The following is a 19,527-nucleotide window of genomic DNA, read 5'->3' on the forward strand; positions in this document are numbered from 1 at the left end:
CAGCTCTCCTTCGTCAACACCGTCTATGCCTTGCCGGACGCACTTTCAGCGCTCGAGCGAGGCGCCCTAGGTCGGTGATCGCGAACGTCCGGATCAGCCGCGATCCGAGCGGTGCAGTTCCGCTCATAAGACTGGCAACGAGCGCATTTCGAAGTGTGCGCTGTTCGCCGGCTACGCCTTAAGCCAAGGCTACCGGGCCTGTCCTCACCGACATCGGACCGCTGACCCACCCGAGCCCAGCCGGGTGCTCCTACCCTCCTGCCTGTCGGTTGGGCTGCCGGGTTTCACGCGGGGGTGATTGTCGGGTGAAGGAGGAGTAGGTCTTTGGGGAGGGTGTCGGCCCAGGCGGCCAGTTCGGGGGTGACTCGGACGGGTTCGGCCGTGGCGAAGGGTTGGCCTTGGGGGTCGGAGTGGCCGGTGCCGAAGGACTCCAAGCGCCACTCCTGGAAATGGGCATGGAGGACGTCGCGGACCTCGTCCAGTTGGGCGCGGGTGAAGCGGCTTCGGACGACGCAGAGTTGATTCGGGAGGCTCGGGGACAGCCTGCGGGTGACCGCTTCGACGTCGGTGGCTGCTACGACGAGGACTTCCTGGTCTTCCGTGGAACGGAAGATCGCCCGATGGACCATCGCTCCGGACGATTCGAGGTCGCGGATGTCCAGGTCCAGATCCGAGACCGCGCTATGTGGCCAGCCCTCGTACCAGACCACGTTCTGTGGCCATCCCTCGTGCGGTGGCGGGCATGGTGGGCGGGTCCAGTCCGTAGGTGGCCGTGGAGGAGGGCCTTCCGGAGTCTGTGTCTCGACCTCGATGCTCTCGTCACCGAGCCGTACCTGCTCACCGGGGGCGGGGGCACGCCACCTCCCGACCACCGTGATGTGGCCCGGGACCTGATTCGGGGCGCATTCATGACCGCGTTCGGCAACGCGCGGCCGGGACCGTCGACGTGGACCGGCGGCGGGATGTCCTCGGCGCGAACGCCGAACTCGCCTGGAAGCCCGGCTGCGCAGCCACCGGCCCGGGTCATGCCGAGGTCCCGCGCATCGCGCAGGACGGGCCGAACGTGCCGGACGATCTGTAGGCGCCGATTGGCTGAGATCGTCTCGGTGTGCTCCAGGTGGCCTAACCGGGTCAGGAAGGCCACGATGTCTGTCCGTCCGAGGTCGGCCGGTTCGAGGCCGTGGTCGATGCGGGTCAGGCGCAGCGTGGTCGACAGCTCGGCCAGTGAGCCGATATGGGTTCGTACTACCACCCCGCCGGCGCCGCCACCGCGGCGCCGGGCCAGATCTTCACTGGCCCAATGCTTGGCGAGTTCTCGCAGCCACGGCTGAGTCAAGATGGTGAAGTCGATGCGGCCAGTCGCGCCGAGGACAGCCAGGTCCCACCGGTCTTTCCGCTGCTCCTCTCCCGGTGTGACCGTTGCGCGGTCGACGTCACGCGTCAGCAGCGCGGCCAGGGTGTTCACATCCTCGCCGAACCCTTCCAGGTCGACGTCACGCAGGCTGCTGACCTGCTGGTGGCGTGCGGCTCGAGCGAGCCGGTTCAGCTGGGATGGTCGGGTTTGCTGCCCTGGCCGGTGCGGAGTTGGAGACCGCCGAGGAACTCGACGACGACCAGCCGCGGCAGGGCCCGTAGGTTCGCGACACCGGACACGAGGATGCCGTCCTCGCGGCGGCACCACTGGGCGAAGTCCGTGGCGACCTCGCATCGCAGCAGTTCATTCCACCGCTGCGAGTGACGATGACACAGGCCAGCGCTGTTATAGGCCAGTCGTAAGCAGGCCCCGACCTGGCAACGCCCCCAACTCGGGAAGGGCCGGACGTCGGAGCGCTCAAGGAAGGGGGGAACATCAGCGGCGTCGAGCCGGCCGAACAGCTCGCGGCAACGCAAGGAGTGCGAGTTGCACAATCCGATGGTTCGCGCGTGAATGGGCCGTTGACATCCGCTGACCTGGCAAAGCCGCTCATCAAGCAGCCATCGGCCTTCCGCGCCTCCGCGCTTCTTCGCAGGCGCGGAGGCAATGACTGTTCGGGCGACAACCCGCTCTCCGTTTGCCGCAGCCTGCAGCCGGTGCAAAGCCGGTTGTTGGCTTCGACCCTGCAGCCTGGCATCAAGCAGCGTGACCACCCCAGCAGCCGATGATCCGGCGGTGGCTGCAGTAGTGCCCGTTCGGCGTCCCAGCCGGCCTCGGACAAGAACACGGGATCCAGCAACGCCTCCAGCCGAGACAGCCGCAGGTCGTCCGGGCCGGCGGCCGGGACCGCAACGCGTGCGGCGTGCGGGGCAGTCATCGGCGCCTCGTGGAGGGGCGAGCCGGTCCACTGCCGCGCGCAGCCGCTCTGGCGCGGGATGTGCGTAGACCTGCGTCGAGGCCAGGCTCGCATGGCGAAGCAGCGCCTGCGCCTCGTCCAGCGTGCCGCCGGCATCCAGCACGTTGCTCGCGAACGCATGGCGCAGCATGTGCGGATGCACCGGCCGCTCCAGTACCGTTCGGCGAGACAGCGCTGCAAGCAGCTCGGTCACCGCTCCTGGCCGCATCGGTGCACCGAGTGGCTCCCGGAACAGGTTCACCAGCACGAAGTCGCAACCGGCGGCGGCTGGCACGTCCTGTCGTTCCCAGCAGTAGGCGTCGTGCGCCTGCACCACCAAGAAGTCCAGCGGCACGATCCGGGACCGCGGCGACTTCGCGATCGCGCCATTCGGCGCGTCCTCGCGGCGAACAACGTGCAGGTGCTCTCCGGGAACGTCACAACCCACCGACCTTGAATCCAGCGCCATGTGCATATCGCGCCGCCAAAGGCCTGCCGCCTCACCCCGCCGCAGGCCGGCCCGGCCGAGCAGCACCACGATGAACCGGTCTCGGGCCGACCGGCAGGCGCCCAGCAACGCCAACGCGTCGTCGTCGCTGGACCGCGCCGACTGACGCTCCGGAACTGACAGCCGATGGCGCGGCCGGGCCACGAAGCGTAGGCCAGTGCGCTCGCCGCGCAGGTCCTCAGGCAGCCAGCGATCGTCACCGATCTCATACAGAGCCGACAACACCCGTGCCGGAGCGACCGCGTGCTTCAAGAATTCGCGCACCGCGACCAGGACCGCGTTAATCCTGTCCGGCTGCCGCGCCACCAGCCCAGGCGAGCCAGTGGTTCCAGCGCCTGCAGCTGGCCCCTCGGCGTGAATCAGCCACAACATGAACGCGCCCAGCCGATCGACAGCATCCCGCCAATCCTGCGCACCTGCCCGCACCACAACAGATACAGCGAGACCGACGTGGCGTACGCCCGCGTCGTACTCTCCGCGCAACCCCGTCCGAACCGCAGATGCCGCAAGAAGTCATCCGCGGCTCGATGCTTCCGAAGATCGCTCTCCAGCACCGTCCAGTACCGAACACCCGACGGCAACCGCACCACAAACGCTCGCACCCGACCTCCAACGGCCCACCCAATATCCGACACGAGCGCCAAACGTAGGGCCACCGCCAGCAGCAATGCCTGAGCGCAGATGGGAGTGTCGTGCACCTGCCGAACAGCCGCTCAGCGCGACAGTGCACGACACAAAATCCAACCCTCCAAAAGGTCAAGCACCGCGACACCGTCGATGTGATCGTCGGCGGCGTTCTGGGACCGATCGAGCACCCCGAAGTCGTGATCGCCGGCCGGTTCCGCGGCGCACGCTCAATGGTCGATACCAGGAGAGTCGCCGTGATCCGGTGAGACGACTTCGCCTGAGGCGAGGCAATTCCAGCGGGGTGGTGGGAGGACTCGCGGCTCGGTGCCGAAGTGGGCGCCGAACGGGCGGTGCTGTTCCGAAGTACCGGCTAGTCGCTGGCTGATGGCGGCGGCGTTGGCGAAATGAGCCGTAGCTTCTGCCAGAGCCGATGTCAGTTCCTCGAAGCAGGAGGCTTGCGTGGTCCGGACCCAGGCCGGTTGCGGGTACCTCAGTCGCCATACCGATGGCCGGGCGTCGAACTCTGGATCACGCTTGGCGAGCTCGAACTTCGGAACGAACAGCCACCCGGCTTGGATGAGGAACCACACGGACTCCTCATGATGGCTCGCCACCCGATGGCCTGAGTGGGCGAGCTCGTCGACGACCTCACGGATCCGTCCCGCCGATTCAGCGTCCGGAACAACCTCATCACGCCGCTTGAGCCTGTCGCCGTCGCGTAGCCAGCGTTGGAGCGCGCTGAGAAGGTGAACGAATGAAAGCTCGGCGGCACCATCGCTCCGGCCGCTGACGTCTGACAGCCGCGAGCGCCAAGCCATACCTACGCGGGCGTCTGCCGCGGCTACACTGCGCAGGTTCTCAGCCAAGGATCCCAGCTCGTCCGACCGTCCACCTTCAGCTGTCTGGAGCAAGCCGGCGATGTGGGTTAAATAGCCGGCAACGGTACGCAGCTGTGCAGTGGTAGATCGGAGATCCCGCGTTAACATCGTGCGCGGCGACGTTGCTTCGTGCGCCACCTGCCAGGCGGCCGCGAGTCGGCTGATGTGCGACAGTTCGTCGACCGGATACGGAGGCAAACGTGTCGCCAAGCCACCAAGAGCGCCGATCTCGGACACCCCTGACTCGCTCAGGAACTCGAGCTCGGCAAGCACGCTGACCAAATGCTCGTAGAACAGCCCGCTGCCCGCTCCAGACTTCGTCCGCCCACTGGCCAGACGCGTGACCGCCGCGCGAACACCCATCCCCGCGATGGCGGCGACCGCCGACCGGGCACCTCTCACCGCCTTGTCGTTATCCAGAGCAGACCAGGTGCTCCCGTTCTGGGTTGCCAGGAGATCCGCACCAGCACCAATCACCTGGGCGAGCAGGAAGAGCGGCCCCTCCCGTCGCCCTCCGGGGCCGCAAGTGAAATCGTCTGCCGAGAGCTCAGCCCCCAGCCATCGCAGATGATGCCGCGTGGCCGATAGCGTCGCCTGCCAGCCGGCAACCAAATCTGTGGTGTCGAAGCAGGCCAGATTGCACGCCTCCACTGCGCGGCGCCTCGCGATGAACAACAGATCCTCATAGGTCGCACGCACCGGACACCATCCGAACGTCAACAAGCGCACACCGCAGGGCCTCTACCAACGACGCATGCCACGCCAGGTGCTCACCCGACGGCGCCAACTGCTCGGCGACCCTCGTCGCCTCCTCGATCAGTGCAGCAGGGCTTAGATCGACGATCCCGATGTACGGCGGGACCGGCTCGACCCCCAGCAGCTCGAGAACCCTGTATCGGCTGAAAGCCGTCATCGCCCACTCACCAGGCGATTGGAGTTCCTGGGACTCGATGATCGCGTCTGCAGTGCTCACCAGGCCGGCGATCCGCATCCGCGCTTCGGAAATCATCACTAGAGCTCCTCCATCAGAAGATGACGACCTCCCGATGCAGAGCCAAGGAGGACACAAGACGCATGCTCAACGGCCGAGGCCCGTCGACTTTCGTCACAGCGCGGGTCCGCGGTCTGGCGTGTCCAGGTCAGGCTCCTGTCGTCGGTGCTTCCGCCGCCGCTGCGGGCCCCGGTAGTCGGCAAGCGGCCTCGTAACCAGGAGCGCGTCGTGTAGCGACTGCAGGTCACCGGGTCCTCGGATAACGAAGTCAGTTGGCAGCTCGACGGCCCATACGCGGCCGAAGAACCGGTTGAGATCGGCGAGCAGGGTGTCGGCTGCGCGCTGACCGTCCTTGTCGTCTGCAACGACGACGATGACGGAGTCGGTGGCGGCGTACCGGCCCAAGATGCCGGCCTGCTGAACCGACAGGAGCGAACGACACAAGGGGATGCCGGCCCAGCGACCGGTTGCTAGTCGGCTCACTCGCTCAATGGCGAGGGCGTCGAGAGGACTGTCCACCAGGACAGGTACGGCGCCCTCGGACAGAAGGTCGAACTGCTCAGCGACGCCGACCAGCGCTCCTCCGCGGCGATGCACCTGACTCGCGGGAGACGTCACGTAGTACGGCTGCGCATCCGCGCGGACTCCGATGAAGCCGACAGTCTCCAATCGCTCATTGCGCGCCGGCAGCATGATCAGATCGCGGAATCGGTCGATCGTGCGTCCTTCGGGATCGACGAGCGCCAGGCCGGCGTTCCGCACGCTGGCCTGGTCGAATCCCTTCGAACGGAGGCTGTCGACCAGCCGTGATCGCGCATCGGTCGCGTAACCGATCGACCAGCTCGACCGGGGATCCAGAACCTCAGAAGCCCCGCCACGAGTCAGGTATGCCCTCGCCCACTTGGTCTTTGCCTGGAGCAACTGTCGGCGGTAGAACATCGCCGCGGCGCGGTTGACCCCGAGCAGTCGCTGGCGTTCCGCGATCGACGGTACTGCGTTCGGGTCAGGTCGCCGGTTCATGATGCTGCCGGCGGCATCGGGTCGTCGTCATGACTCCGACATTCGCCGCTGCATCACCGCTGCGGAACCTGGCTCTGTGGATCCAGGACTAATCGAACGCAAGCAAGGGGACGTTGTACAGATCGGATTGTCGAGGCCGCGAGAACGCTGGTGCAATGACTTCGACGAGATACATCTCCGTCAGGAACTGGATCTTCGCGCCGAGCAGATGGCTGGTGTGGGCAGTGGCCGAGTGCGCCTTGAGACCCACCGATACATGGATGTGCGGCAGAACGGCTCCCGATTCCTCGTCATACGCGAGCGAGCCGCCGCCGATCGCCTCAACGTTCTCGAGGTGTACGGCGGTCCACACAGGCGCATCCGGGTTTTCCAGCTTCTCGCACGTGCCGACCAACTGCACGTCGCGCAGGCCGGCGATGAACATCGGGATGAAACCCTGCCGCACGCCGTACTCCGCGCAGAACTCGGCCAGCGCCGGATAGAAGTCGTCACCGTGGTCGAAGTGGACAGCGAAGGTCCGGCCCATCGTCAGTTCAGCGGCGCGCAAGCTCAGCTCCTCGGAGGGTATCGATGTAGGCCACGTAGCGAATCGCAGTGTTCAGTCCACGCGTCGACAATAGGCGACTCCGCGGATGCGCGATGTCATCGACGCCCGCCACAGCAAGCTCCCCGCACCTCCGCTTGAACCACGACCACTGCACGCCCAAGTAGCTGGCGATCGCCCGAAGACGCCGGTCCGGGGTGGACCCCGCAACTAGCGACTCCTCGGAGACCTCGCGTGCCACATCCCGGAAGACCGATCGACGCGAGGGCGGCGCGCTCGCGTCGACGTACCAAAGTCCGGAGCCGCCCAACCAGTTCGCGACGATTGCCTCCTCACCGAGCACGAACCCTTCGACCGCAGCATGCTCGGGCTCGGAGCTCAGCTCAACAGTGATCCCGAAGGACTCCATCAACGCAATCGTGAGTAACAGCAGCACCCGCTCATACACGGGCGACTCGGCGACATCCACCTCCGTGATGCAGAACCCTCGCCGCATCCTCGGAAACCACCGCGACGTGCGACGCAGATACTCGAACTTGTGGCGCCAGAACAGCCAGGAGGCGGCCTCCTCGCCGCGCCTCTCGCGCGTCCAGAAGAACGGCTGCCCCGACACCTGATTGAGGTTTCGAGTGATGTGCCGGGCACAAAACCGCGATCCGAGCCACTGCCCGGCCACCGCGCCGAGCGCCGGCACCTCACTCAGAGGTACGTCCGACGTACGACGGCCCTCGTATCGCGCCAGAGCTTCTTGGCTGCTGACCAAACGGGCGTCGTCGGCGAGCAGCGCGATATCAGTGTTCGTTGCCGCCCAGATGATCCCGATCGTCAGGTCGTCGACGATCGCCGCCGACGAGATCGGCTGCGGTCCCGGGTGACGGCCGACCCGGTCACCGAACCTTCGGCCGTCCGAGACGTAATAACGCTGCTCGCGGTCAGAGACGATCACCAACGAGCGGCGATCCGGGCGGTTCAGCGTCGCGTCCTTGCCTGGGTCAACCATGAGCCACCCCTCCCCCGGCAACTCCACCTCGCAATAGTGCGCGGCCACATCGACACCCGAGTACGACCGTCCGGCAGGAAGCCGAAGGGTGTCCGCTTCGACCGGCGGCCGCTGGTCAGGCAACAGGTCGAGAAGCGACACCGCCGTTGGCACCTGCCGCACGGTCAGTCGTCGCTTGAAGAAGCCCAGATCCGCTGGATCGGATTTGTGCAGTATGCGGGCCAGGGCTTGTCGGACATCGGCCGACGGCCAGGTGTACCAGCCGCACTCCCAGTCCGAGATCGACTTGGCGGTTACGACCGTCGCCCGGCCTGTCATGTGGTAGATCTCGGCGCTGACCAGGTCTGCGAGCCGCCCCTGGGACATGCTTCCCCGCGCCTTCCGGAGCAGCTCGTTGGGCTGCCGCTTCCGGTCAGCCATGGCCTTGCACATTGCGCGTATGACAACGCCTACTCGTCATGCCGCCAAGCATCCCGGTAACGACCTGGACAGCGTCACGACACAGCAAGACATCTCCGGGATGTCTAGGTTGGCCTCAAAATGTCCCGAAATGTCTTAGGTTAGATCCTGTGCCAAACGAACGACTGCGAGCCGCCATGGTCGAACAAGGCCTGACCCATCATGCACTCGCAGAGGAGCTGGGAGTCAACGTCAAGTCCGTCGAACGATGGATCGGTGGCGAGATCGTCCCCTTCCCCCGCAACCGCCACCGCTTGGCGATCCGCCTTGGCCGCGACGAATCGTACCTGTGGCCCGGCACCCTGACACGGGATCGAGCGGCAGCTCTCGCCGAGAGCGAACTCGTCCGCATCTACCCGCACCGCGCGGATGTGACTGCCGACGACTGGCGACAGCTCTTCGAGTCCGGGAACGCCGAGATCGGAATCCTCGTCTATGCGGGACTGTTCCTGGCTGAGGACACTGGTCTCCAGCGGATCCTCCGCAAGAAGGCCAAAGGCGGCGCTCGCATACGGATCCTCCTTGGCGATCCAGACGGTGCACATGTCGCCGAGCGAGGCGCAGAGGAGGGCATCGGTCACGCCCTCGCCGCCAAGATCCGTAATGCGCAGGTTCTGTATCGCGGCCTTCTGGAGGCGCCAGGCATCGACTTTCGACTGCATCGCACCGTGCTCTACAACTCCATCTTTCGCGCGGACGACCGGCTGTTCGTGAACACCCACATCTACGGCCTGCCCGCAGCTCAAGCACCGGTGTGGCATCTGCGCAAGATCCCTGGTGGCGAACTTGCTCGGCACTATCTGGAGAGCTTCGATCGGGTCTGGGATGACGCAACTCCAATGACGGAGTCTTGATGGCTAGGCGAATCGACTATTACGACGATCCGAACGCGCCAGCGGCAAACAGCATGGTCCCGTCCGTCAACGTCATCATCGAGAACGACGCCGGCGAGATCCTGATGATCGAGCGCTCCGACAACGGCAACTGGGCGTTGCCCGGCGGCGCGATCGACCTCGGCGAGTCGATGTCGCAAGCCGGCGTACGCGAAACCAAAGAAGAGACCGGGATCGACTGCGAGATCCTGGAGGTCCTCGGAATCTACACGGACCCCAAGCACATCATTCTGTACACGAGCAACGGTGAGGCCCGTCAGGAGTTCTCGATCCTCCTCCGCGGCCGGGCCACTGGTGGGGTCCCAATGCCGAGCACCGAGAGCACCCGCGTCCGCTGGGTTCCGCGGGCAGAACTTGACGCCCTGCCGATGAACGCCACCATGCGACGTCGCATCGCTCAGTATCTCGAGCCCAGCGCAACGCTGTACTTCGATTAGGCGCAGAGGCGATGTTCCACATTGAGGACCGCCGAGCGTAGCGCCGGGCTGGATCGCACGACGGACCGATGTACGACGTGCTCGCGCGGATAGCGAGTGAGGATCTCTCGTAGCCGTTCCTCAACGTCGACATGGCAGCCATCCACGCCGGCCGTCAAGTCGCAGTACGTCAACGCCTCCAAGAGATGCTGATCGGGTAGGGCGAACTCCTCTGCGAGTTCGGCAATGCCACGTTCCTCGGCTTCGACCAAGGCACCGGTGTGATGTGCGACAAGCCGGCACAGCAGCGGCTCAGCGTGGAGTACGTCGCGTAGGTAGCGCGCCCCGTCGAGCGGATGGAATCCCGTAAATCGCACCGCAGACGAGTAACCGATGTCATGCAGGAGGGCAGCTACCTCAACATGCTCGGCCTGGTCACCGAGGATGGTCGCAAGGCGCCGCGCCTGGGCAGCTACGCCCTGCGTGTGTGCCCATCGCCGAGGAAGCTCGTCGGCGAGCAACCGACAAGCGAGCACTCTTGCTTCTGCCGCTGTGATCATCCGTCCGACGGTACGACGACAAGGCGGCCTTGCGACAGTCTGGTCAGATGACGGAACGGTCCTGACCCCGTGACCACACGGCTTCGAAGCTGGTCAGGTACGAATCGAACATCTCGCTGTCGACCGACTGGCGGTAGTGGAAGACAGGCGACTGCGCGGCAGGAATCCCATACGCGTGCTGGTTGACGAGCAGCTGATCGTCCGAGCGGTAGATCGAGTTGTAGAGGACCGTGTCGTGGAGCCGCAGTTCGACTCCGTCCTGACTCAGCAGTGGTCGGAGGAGAGTAAGCGAGTTCCGGATCTTCGCTGCCATCGCCTCACCGATCTCCTCCTCGACACCCCGCTCGACGACGTTCGTGCTGTCCGGGGCGCCGAGCGCGATCCTGATTCGGACAGTGCGGCTCTTCTCAGTCAGCAGGCGTACGAGGCGGGCGTCCTCGGCGAGGAAGAGAGCGCTGTAAGCGAGGATGCCGATCTCCGACCTGGCGGCCTCGTAGAACGACAGCCAGTTCAGCGGGCTGATCGACGTACGTCGTGGGTAGACGCCGGCGACCTCGGTCGGGTGGACGTTGCCGGCGCTCAACGACCGTGGCCAGATCACATCCTCGTCGACACCCAAAAGTCGAGTGAGGACTTCACGCGTCCGGCGATGAGGGACCCGGCCGTGCATCCAGTTCCGAACCGTTTTCGGATCGACCTCAAGCCTCACCGACAGGTCCAGGTCGGTGAGGTTCGCGTCGTACATCGCGCGCCGGAGCACGTCGTTCACTCGGATCAGCCACCCTTACTCATGGGTAGATGTCGGTATATGTCTGACTAGACCGTAACACGAAATGTCCGTAAATGTCCGTAGACACGGTTCTCCTGTCCCTGCCGCAGGCACGAGTCTGGAGGCACCCCTCGACGCCGTCGTCGGGCTACCACCAGAGCTGATGAAGGAGACGGGATTGATGCGCCGAGGGGAGCTGTATCGGTATCGCGATCCATCCGGATCGAGCGGTACCGGGGTCGTCGCCCTACTGGTGGAATTCCCGCCGAATGAGCTTGGGCAGCAATGGGTTGCCGCCGCGTGGCTGGGGTCGAGCCCGCACATGTCGTTCTGGCCAGGCGTGGACAATCTCCTCGAGCCGCATGGCCACTTAGGCGCAGAGATCCGGTGGCTGGATCCTGATCCGTTCAACCCCGACGACGATCGGGCGCCCACCAGCATCGGACTTCGTGCTCCCTGAGACCGGCGAGGCCGGCGTGTGAGCCCTCTGCCTCCGCGTCGGTCGCGCCCTCCACTCCTCGTTGCACAGCCGGATGCGACGAGGCCACCGGCCCTGCCGTCGTCTCCCCTGTCGATGGCAGGGCCGCTTGATCACAACGAAGGAGGACCTGTGCGGACGCTCCGCTGGACAGACTTGAAGAGGGGCGACCGTATCCGTCATTTCGACTACGGCATAGGCACGGTGGACGCGGCCGGCCCTGTGTGGCTGCTGATCACCTGGGACGACCCGACCGTGGAGTGGGACTATCACACATCGGAGATTGCGCGGCATTTGGAGCGGGTCCCACCTGAGCTTGACCTGCAACAACCAGGAGCGTCCGTCGGCCTCTGAAGTGCTCAGCCGATGCTCGGCGTCGTGGCGGTTCTTGATTGCTGCGGCGATGCGCGCGGTCTGGTGAATGCGCGCAGCGGGTGCGATGCCTCTGGCCCACGCACAGCCTCTGCCTAGTCTGCTGACGGGGTCGCCAACGTCAATATCACGACGCGGCGTCGCGTCGAGAACCTGGCGTGCAGAATTGCGGATCTGCTTCGGCCGCGGCGTCGTCGGGTCAATCTGCTCGACGCGGCTTCGCTGTACATGTTCGCGGTCCTGGAGGGCACGGCGCGCGGCCTCGCTGTCGAGGACCTGAGCGGCTATCACGTTGGGCGACAGGCCGCGATATTCCGCCAGGCGAACAGCAGCCAGCGTGCCTCGGTCAGCTCGATCTGGTGATACTCCGCCAAGACGCCAGCCGCGCTCCTTGAGGACGGCCATCTCCCGGTTGAGCACGGAGGGATCGACCTCGTCACCGGGACCGGAGTCCATCATTTCAAGCCTTCTGTCTCCCCGCGGCAGGCGGGGTTTCGACTGTAATCCCGGAGCCGCGATGAGTCCGCGCCCGGCTTCGAAACTGAGATCAAGCAGGCCCCGGTCGACCTGGCCCGGCCGGTCGAGATTGCGCTGGCGTGTCGGTCCGCCGAATCCATGGACCCCGTGTGCTGCCGGCGGGTCACGGTAAGAGCTGACGTGGTCGCCGTCACTGAAACCAGTCCGCGCGGAACGTCACGTTCGGCAGCGGCTGTCCGCCCAACCCTCCGCGGGTGGTGGGTGCGATCTGGGCGGTGTTTTGCAAGGATTGTTCTCATGGATCGCGATGGCCAAGCCGTGGTCTCCGGGTCCTCAACCCCGGAGGAATCCGACGTGTCCACGAGCGATCTGTCGGGAGCTGAGGCCGCTGACCGGTTTGCCCGGCTGGCGGTCGAACTCCACGACTCGGACGGTGTGGAGGAGACCGTTCAGGCGGTCGCGGACTTCGCATTGCAAGCCCTGGACTGTTCACACGCCGGTGTCGCTTTGCGGGCCTCGCGTGGCCGGCTGGAGATCCCCGCGGTCACCGACCCTGTGGTAGCCGAGATCTACACGCTCCAGGTCGAGGGCGGGAGCGGCCCGTTGGTTGACTCTTTGCGTGACCATTCGACCGTGCTGGTCAGCGACACCGCCCTCGACGACCGCTGGCCGCAGTGGGCCGGCAACGTTCTGGAGCTCGGTGTGCGCAGCGTGCTCGACGTCCCGTTGACCACGGGTGCCGGAATGGTGGGTGCTCTGGGGTTGTATTCGACTCGCCCGGATGCCTTCGGTCCTGACGAGGAAGCGATCGGCCACATCCTCGCTCGGCACGCCTCGGTCGCCGTCGCGAGCGCCCGGCATGAAGAGTCCATGGCGCGGGCCGTTGATGCCCGCAAGCTCGTCGGTCAGGCCATGGGCATTCTGATGGAGCGCTACGACATCGACGGCGACCGCGCGTTCGCGATCCTTCGCCGCTACTCCCAAGACACCAACACCAAGCTCCGCGACGTCGCCGAGCAACTCATCGAGACCCGCAAACTCCCGCGCTGATCGCCGCCTGGGTCACAGCCTTCCGGGGTCGCGGCGCGATGTGGCCGGCGAGTTGGTCCGTGAGGTGGTCGGCGAGGTGCTTGACGACGAGATGGATGGGCACAAGCGTTTCTGAGGAGCCCGGATCGCGCGCGAGGTCAGGGTTCCAGGCTCCGGGAGTTCAGCCCAGCAGCCCCGGAGCCGCCCCCAACCAGGCAACCACGACGCCCAACGCCCGATATCCCGAGCCGCGGGCCCCGGCACAGGGGCCGGCTCCCGGCGTACCGCTGTCTTCGACGGGTGGCACGTCCAGCCTGGTCCGCCGCGCGCATCGCCCTCTGCAGGGGTCTTGTGGCTGCAACCTGATCGATGAGTGTTCGTCGCCGCAGGCAACTAGCTGGCGGCCGGCGCCGGGTGCAAACTGGCGATATGGCCACGTGGGCGGCGGATCTGACCGGGCCGGTCGGACTCGAGTTGGCCCGCGCGGTCGAGCAGTTGCCCGGCGAGCAGACGATGCCCGGCGGGGCACGGTTCGAGTTGAAGTGGGACGGGTTCCTTCACTGAACTCTGTCAAGTCAACTGGTGCGCAGGTGTCACCTTGTGTTGACCAGCTGGACGCGGCCGGCCGCGACGTCGTAGACGAGACCTGAGACGCGCGGGCCTTCGAGCCGGGGGTCAGCCCGCAGAGCCGCTACGTCATGGGCGACAGCGACGTACGGGTCGCTGACCGATTTCTCGTGGAGCTTGTTCTCGGCGACGCCGAAGTACGTGCGAGGAGGTCGGGGCGATCTTTGATTCTGGTGGTTCCGCAGTCGGTGTGCTGCAAGACGACGATGTCCCAGCCGGGTCCGATGTCTGATCCGGTGGACTGTGCGATCTCGCGGAGAGTCACTAGTTCCTGGATCGTGTGCGGGGTGACTCGGCCGCCGAGGTTGCGGAGCACCCCGATCTCGCCTGGCTCGGCCCCTAGGACGACTGCCGGGTCGACTCGGGGGTCGAAGCAGCTGATCACGATGCTGGACATGCTCGGCCGCATGCGCAGGCTGCGGTCGAATCGAGTTGTGGCGAACTGCTGGTTGCGGTGCAGGAGCGTCTCCACGGCACTCACGGCGGCCTCCTTCAGGACACTGACACGGAGTGGATGTTCAAGGAGATGAGTCGGTCACCGGAGGTCGTGCCGTCCGGCTCGCGGTGCAGCACGAAACGCTCAGTGGGGAAGCCGAATCCGTCGAACCAGCGGTATCGGGTGGTGTAGTGCGCGGTGAGCGGATTGCCGAGCAGGTCGGGGCTGTAGTCGTGGCGGCGTAACAGGAAGTCGTCCGCGCCGAAGTGCAAGGTCTGGACGGAGTTGTGGGTGACGACGTGCTCGGGGAACTCGACGCGCAGCCGTCGCCAGGTCTGTCCGTCCTCCCGCCACGGCTCGATCTCGGCGACCTTCACGTCGTCGCGAGCGAGCAGAAAGGGGACGGTCAGGTAGGTCCAGAACGAGTATCCGCCGAAGTACGCGGCCTGCAGTTCGTCCCAGAGGGTGCCGGCCGGATGGCCGCTGAACATGTGCCGCGGCTCGTCTCTTGCCGTGAGCACGGTGCCGTCGGCGTCCTGGATTTCGACGCGGCCCGGGGTGTAGAGGGCACGTCGGTCTGGTGCGCCGAACGGCTCGATCAGTGCTTGTTGGGTTTGGGTGTCGATCGTGGCGCCGGTGTGGTGCAGGAAGTCCGGACGTGGCCAGGGGAGGATGCCGGCGGCCGACGCGGTGAACCGGACCCCTGTGGTGCGCTGCCAGCGGTCGAGGCCGCCGTGCGCCGTTAAGATGGATTCGAGAAGGTCGGTCATCAGTACTCCCCGTTCAGGATGTGTGCGTTGGCGCGAGCGAACTCGACGACGCGGATCAGCCAATCTCGGTGCGGGTGGTCGTTATGGCGCCGTGAGCAGCTCGAGGGTGTTGACGACTCGGTTGGAGAAACCCCATTCGTTGTCGTACCAGCCGACGACTTTGACGTGGCGGTCGTGGACGCGGGTGAGTCCGGCGTCGTAGATCGATGAGGCCGGGTTGCCGACGATGTCTGTGGACACAAGCGGGTCGGTCGAGTACTCAAGGACACCGTGCAGTCGGTGCTGGGCGGCGTCGGCGTAGGCGGCATTGATGGCGTCGATGTCGACGGCTCGGTCGACGGTGACGTTGAGCTCGACGAGTGAGCCGACCGGGACCGGGACGCGAAGCGCGTAGCCCTCGAGCCTGCCGTCCAGCTCTGGCAGGACGAGTCCGATCGCGCGGGCGGCGCCGGTGCTGGTCGGTGCGATGTTGAAGCCGGCGGCGCGGGCGCGGCGTGGGTCGTTGCGGTGCGGCGCGTCGTGCAGGTTCTGTTCTTGGGTGTAGGCGTGCACCGTCGTCATGAACCCGCCGTCGATGCCCGCGAGGTCGTGCAGGACAGCGGCCAGCGGCGCAAGTGCGTTGGTGGTGCAGGAGGCAGTCGACAGGACCGTTTGTTCGCGGCGGTAGAAGTGGTGGTTGACGCCGTAGGCGATGGTGAGGTCGGCGCCGCTCGAGGGTGCGCTCACCAGAACCCGGGCCGCGCCGGCGGTGAGGTGTGCGCGGGCGGCGTCGGCGGAGGTGAAGCGTCCGGTCGATTCGAGTGCGACGTCGACCTGGAGGTCACGCCACGGCAGGTTCGCGGGTTCGCGTTCGGCCAGGACCGGGATGTGCAGTCCGTTGACGATCAGGTGGTCGTCGCCGGCTTCGACGGTGCCGGGGAAGCGGCCGAGGATGCTGTCGAACTTCAGCAGCTGGGCCAGTTGTGTGGGAGTGGCGAGGTCGTTGATCGCGACGACGTCGAGGCTGGTGCCGCGGACGAATGCGGCGCGCAAGACGTTGCGGCCGATGCGGCCGAAGCCGTTGATGGCGATGCGTGCGGTCATGTGTGGTCCTTGTGCAGAGGAGGGACAGGACGGGCTCGGTGTGGCCGGCGGGCGCGACCACACCGAGACGCTGTTGGGCTACTGCTGGGCGAGGGCCGGGTACAAGGCGGTGACGGGCGCGGACAGCGCCGAGTGGACCTTCTTGGTCATCTCGTCGACGAGAAGCTCGTGCTCGCCCGCGTTCAGGGCGTCGTAGACGGCGGCGACGACGTCGGCTGGCTTGTTCATGGCCGCGGTGTTGTTGCCGGCCTGCATCGGGGTGTCGGTCGGCCCGGGGTAGACGCCGAGTACCTGGACGCCGTCGGGTGCGAACTCGAGCCGGAAGGCGTTGGTGGCCATCCACAGTCCCGCCTTGGACACGCTGTGCGCCTTGCCGACCGCGAACCAGCTCAGGACCGAGTTCACGTTGACGAGCGCGCCCTTGGCGGAGCGCAACGCCGGGGCCAGCGCGCGGGTCAGGTGGATCGGCCCGGTGAGGTTGGTCTCGATCACCGCGGCGATCTCTTCGGCCGGCGCGGTGAGCAGGTCGCTGCGCGGGAAGATCGCGGCGTTGTTGATCAGGATCGTGGTGTCGCCGGCCTTGGCCGCGGCACGGTCGATCGACTCGGGATCGGACAGGTCCAGCTGCAGCGCAACGATGCGCTGGTCGTCCCACTGCTGTGCGGTACGGGCTCCGGCGTAGACGCGGCGGGCGCCGCGTTCCAGGGCGATCGTGACGAACTCGGTGCCGAGTCCGCCGTTCGCGCCGGTGACCAGGACGGTTGCGTCCTTGAGCGATGTCATGGTGGTTCTCCTTGTGATGGGTGGAACGGTCAGTGAGGAGGTCAGTGCGCGGACTTGGTGCGGCGGGCCGTGTGGCCGGCCGTGACGACGACGGCGGCAAGGGAGACCAGCGCCGTGACGATGCCGAAGGCAACGGCCACGGTCGTGATGCCGACCGGGCCGACGAACAGGCCCGCGACAATCGCGGACGCGCCCATCGACAGATATGCGACCAGGTAGATCGCGGCGAACAGACCGGCCCGGTGATGCGGCGCGACCTCAGGAACCAGGCCACGCGTCGTACCGGCGAAAGCGGCGCCGAGTCCGGCGCCACCGAACACGGCCGAGACCCACACCAACGCGAGCGCATGGCCTCCGACGGCGCCGATGAACAAGACCGCGCCGATCGTCAACGCGGCGGCACCGAACACGCGAAGCCGGGGAGGACGCAGACCAGTGGTGGCGGCGGAGACGAGGGTGCCGACACCGAAGGTGAGGAACGCGGCGAGGGCTCCGACGATCGGGTGCACCACCGCGAAGGTTCCGGCCAGCACGATAGGAACGAGACCGAGGAACAGCGCCATCGTGAAGAAGGCGGCGACGATGCCGGGCACAGACGCCGCGAACAATCCATGCACCTGCTTGGGTAAGGACACCCGCGGAATCAGAGCCACCAGGGCGCCCTTCTTGCGCGACACGGTCTCGGGCGTGAGCAATGTGAAGACAGTGCCGAGTGCCATGACGATCGCGAGCACGAGCCACACGACGAACGCGGGGTCGTCGACGTACTGGGCCAGGACTCCGGCGAACAGCGCGCCGATCCCCAGGCCGGCGAGCGGGGCCAGACCGGTCATCAGGGCGCCGAGCTTCTTGCGCCGCTCCGCGGCCAACTCGACCACGGCAGCGCTGAGCGAGCTCGAGGCCGCGCCGGTCGCCACGCCCTGCACGATCCGCGCCACGATCAGCCAGCCGATTGACGTCGAGAACAAGAACACCAGCATCGCCGCGAGTTCGAGCGCCAGCGCCCCGATCATCAGCGGCCGCCGGCCGACGTGGTCCGACAGCGACCCGATCACGAGGATCGCGACGAGCAACGCGAGAGCGTAGACACCGAACGCGAGCGTCAGCATCCAGGGCGCGAAACCCCACTCCTTCTCGTAGATCGGCAGCAACGGCGTCGGTGCGCCGGCCGCGACCAGAATCGCCACCATCGCTGCGGTGATGCCCACAAAGCCGACCGGACGAGGCAGCCGGAGACGCCCCTGCTGGTGACGGGCACCCTGAAGTTCCTGCGGACTTACATCGGTCACAGAACCATTAGTCACATCGGTGACCATAGCATTTATTGATTCTGTCATCAAACCAAGTGCTAGACTCGAGGCATGGCACTAGGGACCAGCTACCAAATGGAGGACTGCGCGATCGCCCGCACGCTCGACGTCGTGGGCGAGCGCTGGACGCTGCTGATCATCAGCAACCTGTTCTTCGGGATGCGCCGCTACAGCGACATCCGCAAGCGGATCGGGATCTCACCCGCGGTCCTCACCCAGCGGCTCAACGGCCTCGTCGAAGAGGGCGTAGTCGCCCGGGTCCCCGGCGCCGGCGCCCACGACGAGTACGAGCTCACCCCGAAAGGGGAGAAGTTGTGGCCGGTCGTGTCGGCGCTCGCACAGTTCGGCAACGACAACTATCTGGATCCGCAGTACCGCCAGGATTTCACCCACCACCAGTGCGGCACGACCCTCGACGACACCGGATACTGCGAGCACTGCAAAGTTGTCCCGTCGGCCCGCAACGTCGACCGGCAGCCGCGGCCGATCGACCTCCAGCCCGACCCGATGGCCCGCCCGGAGCCTTTCCCGCAGCGACTGCTTGAGCCGATCCGACGCTGATCGCCGCCCTTTCGGCCGCAACGTGACCGTGCGCCAATTGTCGCCACGCGCAACCACCCGGGAGCCCGCGGTCGGTGAACACTGGCGACATGGCCACGTGGGCGGCGGATCTGACCGGGCCGGTCGGGCTGGCCCTGGCTCATGCGGTTGAGCAACTGCCCGGCGAGCGTGGCATGGCCGGCGGGGCGCGCTTCGAGTTGAAGTGGGACGGGTTCATTCACTGAACTAGTCAAGCCGTCTAGTCGGGGTTGAATATCAGGCGTATCACGGTTCTGGCGCCGGCGTTGCGGATGGTGACGAACCCGCGTGCCTCATATGCCCGGATCCTCTGTTCCGCGTCCGGTCTGAGGGCCCTTGAAGGACACCTCGAGAAACTTCTCGCGGCGACACCCGGCCATCGCAACGATCAGCTCAACGCCTCCGCGTACGCGCTTGGACGGGTCGCGGCGGCTGGAGCGCTCGACAGGCAAGTCATCCGGGACGACCTGCTGTCCGCCGCCACGAGGATCAGGCTCGGTCGGCGTGAAGCCGAACGCACCATCGAATCCGGGCTGGGAACCCCCGCAAGGTCATGTCCTGACTGCGACGTGGGCTCCGCAGTCCCGCAACTTCAGCGCAAACTCCTTC

General features: G+C 66.2%; 23 protein-coding genes. 9 read left to right on the forward strand and 14 right to left on the reverse strand.

Translation table 11 applies throughout. From position 1 onward, the window contains the following. Positions 1-284: 284 nt before the first annotated feature. Positions 285-710 (reverse strand): hypothetical protein, encoded by a 426-nt coding sequence (locus AB0J62_RS40045; protein ID WP_363882980.1) that lies wholly within the window; start codon positions 708-710, stop codon positions 285-287. Between the two features lie 236 nt (positions 711-946). Between AB0J62_RS40045 and AB0J62_RS40050 the strand changes: the two genes are divergently transcribed. Then, complete coding sequence (locus AB0J62_RS40050) at positions 947-1,081, forward strand: hypothetical protein (protein WP_363882983.1); 135 nt, start codon at positions 947-949, stop codon at positions 1,079-1,081. A 461-nt stretch (positions 1,082-1,542) separates the two neighbouring features. Here the strand turns inward: AB0J62_RS40050 and AB0J62_RS40055 are convergent, their stop codons facing one another. From AB0J62_RS40055 to AB0J62_RS40080, 6 genes are all read right to left on the reverse strand, one after another. After that, on the reverse strand, positions 1,543-3,123 hold the full coding sequence (locus tag AB0J62_RS40055; protein ID WP_363882985.1) for a tyrosine-type recombinase/integrase: 1,581 nt from the start codon (positions 3,121-3,123) through the stop codon (positions 1,543-1,545). A 548-nt stretch (positions 3,124-3,671) separates the two neighbouring features. Then, positions 3,672-5,021 carry a hypothetical protein gene (locus AB0J62_RS40060; RefSeq protein ID WP_363882988.1) on the reverse strand — a complete coding sequence of 450 codons (1,350 nt, stop codon included), beginning with the start codon at positions 5,019-5,021 and terminating at the stop codon, positions 3,672-3,674. Beyond that, positions 5,005-5,331, reverse strand: coding sequence for a hypothetical protein (locus AB0J62_RS40065; protein WP_363882990.1), 327 nt, complete (start codon positions 5,329-5,331; stop codon positions 5,005-5,007). The genes AB0J62_RS40060 and AB0J62_RS40065 overlap by 17 nt, the downstream gene beginning before the upstream one ends. A gap of 96 nt (positions 5,332-5,427) precedes the next feature. Further along, positions 5,428-6,333, reverse strand: coding sequence for a hypothetical protein (locus AB0J62_RS40070; RefSeq protein WP_363882993.1), 906 nt, complete (start codon positions 6,331-6,333; stop codon positions 5,428-5,430). Positions 6,334-6,421: 88 nt separating this feature from the next. Further along, positions 6,422-6,880: a DUF296 domain-containing protein gene (locus AB0J62_RS40075; protein ID WP_363882996.1), complete on the reverse strand. Its 459-nt coding sequence runs from the start codon at positions 6,878-6,880 to the stop codon at positions 6,422-6,424. Continuing rightward, a complete protein-coding gene (locus AB0J62_RS40080; protein ID WP_363882999.1) occupies positions 6,867-8,297 on the reverse strand; it encodes a hypothetical protein in 1,431 nt (476 codons plus the stop codon). The genes AB0J62_RS40075 and AB0J62_RS40080 overlap by 14 nt, the downstream gene beginning before the upstream one ends. Before the next feature lie 176 nt (positions 8,298-8,473). On the opposite strand from AB0J62_RS40080, the gene AB0J62_RS40085 reads away from it, so the two are divergent. Both AB0J62_RS40085 and AB0J62_RS40090 read left to right on the forward strand, forming a co-directional pair. Further along, positions 8,474-9,190: a helix-turn-helix transcriptional regulator gene (locus AB0J62_RS40085; protein ID WP_363883001.1), complete on the forward strand. Its 717-nt coding sequence runs from the start codon at positions 8,474-8,476 to the stop codon at positions 9,188-9,190. Further along, a complete protein-coding gene (locus tag AB0J62_RS40090) occupies positions 9,190-9,666 on the forward strand; it encodes an NUDIX domain-containing protein (RefSeq protein ID WP_363883004.1) in 477 nt (158 codons plus the stop codon). The genes AB0J62_RS40085 and AB0J62_RS40090 overlap by 1 nt, the downstream gene beginning before the upstream one ends. On the opposite strand, the gene AB0J62_RS40095 is transcribed toward AB0J62_RS40090, so the two are convergent. Beyond that, entirely contained in the window at positions 9,663-10,205 is a 543-nt protein-coding gene (locus AB0J62_RS40095) for an HD domain-containing protein (RefSeq protein WP_363883007.1), read from the reverse strand. The two genes, AB0J62_RS40090 and AB0J62_RS40095, sit on opposite strands and share 4 nt — an antisense overlap. Positions 10,206-10,248: 43 nt before the next feature. Then, positions 10,249-10,974 carry an XRE family transcriptional regulator gene (locus AB0J62_RS40100; RefSeq protein ID WP_363883010.1) on the reverse strand — a complete coding sequence of 242 codons (726 nt, stop codon included), beginning with the start codon at positions 10,972-10,974 and terminating at the stop codon, positions 10,249-10,251. A gap of 163 nt (positions 10,975-11,137) precedes the next feature. Between AB0J62_RS40100 and AB0J62_RS40105 the strand changes: the two genes are divergently transcribed. The 4 genes from AB0J62_RS40105 (at position 11,138) to AB0J62_RS40120 (ending at position 13,894) form a co-directional block, all read left to right on the forward strand. Further along, a complete protein-coding gene (locus AB0J62_RS40105; RefSeq protein ID WP_363883014.1) occupies positions 11,138-11,434 on the forward strand; it encodes a hypothetical protein in 297 nt (98 codons plus the stop codon). Positions 11,435-11,584: 150 nt separating this feature from the next. Continuing rightward, positions 11,585-11,806, forward strand: coding sequence for a hypothetical protein (locus AB0J62_RS40110; RefSeq protein ID WP_363883017.1), 222 nt, complete (start codon positions 11,585-11,587; stop codon positions 11,804-11,806). Between the two features lie 792 nt (positions 11,807-12,598). Continuing rightward, a complete protein-coding gene (locus AB0J62_RS40115) occupies positions 12,599-13,351 on the forward strand; it encodes a GAF and ANTAR domain-containing protein (RefSeq protein WP_363883019.1) in 753 nt (250 codons plus the stop codon). 408 nt (positions 13,352-13,759) lie between these two features. Continuing rightward, positions 13,760-13,894, forward strand: coding sequence for a hypothetical protein (locus AB0J62_RS40120; protein ID WP_363883022.1), 135 nt, complete (start codon positions 13,760-13,762; stop codon positions 13,892-13,894). A 127-nt stretch (positions 13,895-14,021) separates the two neighbouring features. On the opposite strand, the gene AB0J62_RS40125 is transcribed toward AB0J62_RS40120, so the two are convergent. The 5 genes from AB0J62_RS40125 to AB0J62_RS40145 form a co-directional block, all read right to left on the reverse strand. Beyond that, positions 14,022-14,438: a carbonic anhydrase gene (locus AB0J62_RS40125; protein ID WP_363883024.1), complete on the reverse strand. Its 417-nt coding sequence runs from the start codon at positions 14,436-14,438 to the stop codon at positions 14,022-14,024. Between the two features lie 11 nt (positions 14,439-14,449). Beyond that, positions 14,450-15,163: a hypothetical protein gene (locus tag AB0J62_RS40130; protein ID WP_363883027.1), complete on the reverse strand. Its 714-nt coding sequence runs from the start codon at positions 15,161-15,163 to the stop codon at positions 14,450-14,452. Between the two features lie 81 nt (positions 15,164-15,244). Then, positions 15,245-16,246, reverse strand: a complete 1,002-nt coding sequence (gene gap / locus AB0J62_RS40135) for a type I glyceraldehyde-3-phosphate dehydrogenase (RefSeq protein ID WP_363883030.1) — start codon at positions 16,244-16,246, stop codon at positions 15,245-15,247. A gap of 78 nt (positions 16,247-16,324) precedes the next feature. Further along, the gene (locus tag AB0J62_RS40140; protein ID WP_363883033.1) at positions 16,325-17,029 is read right to left on the reverse strand and encodes an SDR family oxidoreductase; all 705 of its coding nucleotides are present in this window, start codon (positions 17,027-17,029) and stop codon (positions 16,325-16,327) included. Between the two features lie 41 nt (positions 17,030-17,070). Next, on the reverse strand, positions 17,071-18,237 hold the full coding sequence (locus AB0J62_RS40145; protein WP_363883036.1) for an MFS transporter: 1,167 nt from the start codon (positions 18,235-18,237) through the stop codon (positions 17,071-17,073). 153 nt (positions 18,238-18,390) lie between these two features. Here AB0J62_RS40145 and AB0J62_RS40150 point away from each other — a divergent pair, with 153 nt between their 5' ends. Then, positions 18,391-18,900, forward strand: a complete 510-nt coding sequence (locus AB0J62_RS40150) for a helix-turn-helix domain-containing protein (RefSeq protein WP_363883039.1) — start codon at positions 18,391-18,393, stop codon at positions 18,898-18,900. 89 nt (positions 18,901-18,989) lie between these two features. Beyond that, positions 18,990-19,124 (forward strand): hypothetical protein, encoded by a 135-nt coding sequence (locus AB0J62_RS40155; RefSeq protein ID WP_363883042.1) that lies wholly within the window; start codon positions 18,990-18,992, stop codon positions 19,122-19,124. Positions 19,125-19,527 lie beyond the last annotated feature (403 nt).

Source organism: Kribbella sp. NPDC049584 (assembly GCF_040675555.1).
Lineage (GTDB): Bacteria > Actinomycetota > Actinomycetes > Propionibacteriales > Kribbellaceae > Kribbella.